Genomic DNA, 3,468 nt, shown 5'->3' with positions numbered 1-3,468 from the left:
TCCGGTCGGTGAGACACCGACCGGAAGCGGGTTCTACAGGTGGGTGTCCCACCGCCTGCGAAAATTTGAAATACGCCCCCATTTAAAAGTTAATAATAATTTTGATTGCTTTTAAGCTTAAAAGCAGGTTCCCGCCTGCGCGGGAATGACGGGCAGGAACGAGAATTAATCTTGCCATCTGATAAAGCAAGTACAAATCGCCAATGCATAAATTTATCCGGTGTTTACTATAATTTACTATGCTGATTCATCCCTCATCATAATTTTGCACAATGGATAAACCTTTGCTGAAAAAATTGTTTCCCGGTTTTGAAGATGCGCTTTATGAAGAAATGCTGCAGCATGGTGTACTGCGTTACGTAAAAGAAGGTGAACCCTTGCTGCGGGTTGGCCAGCATATACGTTCTGTGATATTGATTCTTGAAGGCGTTATAAAGCTGTACCGTGAAGATGATGACGGCAATGAATTTTTTATCTACCATCTTAATGCAGGGCAGGCATGTTCCCTATCGCTGGTTTGTGCCTATAAACAGGAAACAAGCGAGGTGATGGCAAGGGCTGTTACCAATGCAACACTGCTAACCATTCCGCTGGAATTGATGGATAAATGGCTGAGCCACTATAAAAGCTGGTATGAATTTGTAATAACTTCTTACCGCAACCGCTTTGAAGAACTGCTTAAAACCATTGATGCAGTTGCTTTTTCAAATATGGATGAACGCCTTGAATTTTATTTGAGAAAACAGGTAGCGCAATTTGGTCCTGTCTTAAAATTAACGCACCAGGATATTGCCGGAGATCTTAACTCTTCCCGTGAAGTAATAAGCCGTTTATTAAAAAAAATGGAAGCCAAAGGGCTTTCAGGCTTAACAGAAATTCCATTGAATGGATAAGAAAAATTAATACCGCTGTGTGATAAATATCACTTGGCAGATAAAAACATAGCTGCAATTTTGCTGCATGCACATTGCAGGCTATATAGCTTCTTTATTTATTGGCATTTCACTGGGATTAACAGGCGGCGGCGGTTCTATTCTTACCGTTCCCGTATTGGTATATTTGTTTGGCGTGTCTCCTATTCTCGCCACCTCCTATTCTTTATTTATTGTTGGGTCAACCAGTTTAATCGGTGCATTTAATAACTGGCGTAAAAACCTTGTTGATTTTCGAACAACATTATTATTCGGCATTTCATCCATCATTACCGTTTTTATCATCAGGAAGCTTATCATTCCAAACATTCCCGAACATATCATCATGGGCAGCTTCAGTTTTAAATTCTCTGTGCTTACAATGATATTGTTTGGCATTTTAATGCTGGCTGCATCGTTTTCTATGATGACCAATAAAGTAACCGATCATCACTCTTACGGTAAAAAGCATATCGGCGTATTAATATTATATGGAACCGGTATCGGGCTGGTTACAGGGTTTCTTGGTGCCGGCGGTGGTTTTCTTTTAATACCCGCATTGGTTTTATTGCTGCACCTGCCTATGAAAAAAGCCATAGGCACATCGTTGCTTATTATTGCCTTAAATTCACTTATGGGTTTTGCGGGCGATATAGGCCATCATAAAACAGACTGGTTGTTTCTTTTAACGGTTTCTGCAATGGCTGTTGCCGGCATTTTTATCGGCGGTTTATTCAGCAAAAAAATTGATGGTGAAAAGCTTAAGAAAGTATTTGGCTGGTTTGTGCTGACAATGGGTATTTATATCATTTTCAGGGAAGCCTTGTTCAGTTAATTTTAATAAATAACATATACAATGATTGAATTATTAAAGCAGCCATGGCCCTGGTATGTATCGGGCGTTGTAATTGGTTTGATGGTTCCCGTTTTATTAATTGCCGGCAATAAATCTTTTGGCATATCGGCCAACCTGCGGCATATATGCGCAGCCTGTTTTCCGGCAAACATTCAATTCTTTCAATACAAATGGAAGAAAGAAATATGGAACCTGTTTTTTGCCGCGGGTATAATAGCCGGCGGTTTTATTGCGGCACATTTTCTCACTGATCCAAACCCGGTACAGGTAAGCCCGGCATTATTATCAGAACTGAACAATTATAACATACACGATACATCCGGGCTGTTGCCATCAGAACTTTTTAGCTGGCCTGCATTATTATCTGTAAGAGGTTTTGTATTGCTTATTATTGGCGGCTTTTTTGTTGGCTTCGGAACACGTTATGCGGGCGGCTGCACCAGCGGCCATGCCATAATGGGCTTAAGCAACCTGCAGTGGCCATCGCTTGTTGCCACCATCAGTTTTATGACAGGCGGTTTTATAATGGCCAATCTTATCCTGCCTTATATTCTTTCTTTATAAATAATGATTATGAATACTGCTGAACAAAACAAAAACACGATTATAAAAACATCTTCCATTGATTTTATTACCGATTACGAAGTGCGCTCTGAAGATACTTCCTGCATAAACGAAAGCGAATCGCAGCATCCCTGGTGGTTTAATTTTAAATATTTTATGGCCGGTATTTTATTTGGGATTGCGCTGGTAAAATCTGAAGTAATTTCCTGGTTCCGGATACAGGAGATGTTCAGGCTGCAAAGCTTCCACATGTACGGCGTTATAGGCACGGCGGTGGCAACCGGGATAATTTCTGTATGGCTGATAAAAAAATTCAACATTAAAACCATGTATGGCGAAACCATTCACTTCGCGCCAAAAAAATTTAATAAAGGGCAAATTATCGGCGGTTTAACTTTTGGCTTTGGCTGGGCGATGACGGGCGCCTGCCCCGGGCCGCTGTTTGCACAACTGGGCGCCGGTTTTACGGTGATTGCAGTGGTAATTGCAAGCGCTGTGGCCGGCACGTGGGTATATGGGAAACTGAGGGATAAGCTGCCGCATTAATGGTTTATGAACTGATGGGCAATGTCATTAACTTAACAAAACCAGGCTAAACTTTGTAATTTCGCAAGCACCCTAAAAGATAGGGGTTATTTTTTCTGAATTTTAAAGTCCACATCATTATCGCAAATAATTGAAACAATAAATACAACCATTGACAAAGAAACATTCATATTAGTAAGCAAAGGACTGCAGCAACGCAGCAAAACACCCTCTCAAACCTATTTTAAACATACTATTTACGGGCTTCGCTGCAGGAAGTGCGCAATCTTCGTTTGAAAGATATTTTTTACTTGACCGCAGGCTGCTACATATCGTGCAAAGCAAAGGCAACGAAGACCGCTATATGCCTTTATCTGAACATCTCACCAGGGGTATTAACTCACCGTTTATTTTGCATATCTGTTTTTGTATTTTTTGAAGTTGCAATATCCACTTCATTTTTATTCTTAGAAGTTACAGACAAAACATCTTTTTTAGAATAAGCAGCATTAATTTCATCAATTGTCATCAATTTCCCATCCACATAAATCATGGGATTAAACATATCATAAGAATTCCAGCCATCGCTTTTGAAAATATAAACAGCATTTT

5 protein-coding genes are annotated in these 3,468 nt (G+C 40.2%); 4 read left to right on the top strand and 1 reads right to left on the bottom strand.

Annotated elements, in window-relative coordinates; all coding sequences use genetic code 11:
- Positions 1-272: 272 nt before the first annotated feature.
- From QM629_RS02545 to QM629_RS02530, 4 genes are all read left to right on the top strand, one after another.
- Positions 273-893, top strand: a complete 621-nt coding sequence (locus tag QM629_RS02545) for a Crp/Fnr family transcriptional regulator (protein ID WP_415156870.1) — start codon at positions 273-275, stop codon at positions 891-893.
- Between the two features lie 67 nt (positions 894-960).
- Positions 961-1,746 (top strand): sulfite exporter TauE/SafE family protein, encoded by a 786-nt coding sequence (locus tag QM629_RS02540; RefSeq protein WP_415156868.1) that lies wholly within the window; start codon positions 961-963, stop codon positions 1,744-1,746.
- A gap of 21 nt (positions 1,747-1,767) precedes the next feature.
- Positions 1,768-2,331, top strand: coding sequence for a YeeE/YedE family protein (locus tag QM629_RS02535; protein ID WP_415156866.1), 564 nt, complete (start codon positions 1,768-1,770; stop codon positions 2,329-2,331).
- A gap of 9 nt (positions 2,332-2,340) precedes the next feature.
- Complete coding sequence (locus tag QM629_RS02530; RefSeq protein WP_415156864.1) at positions 2,341-2,877, top strand: DUF6691 family protein; 537 nt, start codon at positions 2,341-2,343, stop codon at positions 2,875-2,877.
- A gap of 379 nt (positions 2,878-3,256) precedes the next feature.
- Here the strand turns inward: QM629_RS02530 and QM629_RS02525 are convergent.
- Positions 3,257-3,468 (bottom strand): hypothetical protein (locus tag QM629_RS02525; protein ID WP_415156862.1); only part of this gene is annotated, 212 nt, incomplete at its 5' end.

This window comes from Parafilimonas sp. (assembly GCF_047606085.1).
GTDB lineage: Bacteria > Bacteroidota > Bacteroidia > Chitinophagales > Chitinophagaceae > Parafilimonas.
This window is presented reverse-complemented; position numbering and strand designations above follow the sequence as displayed.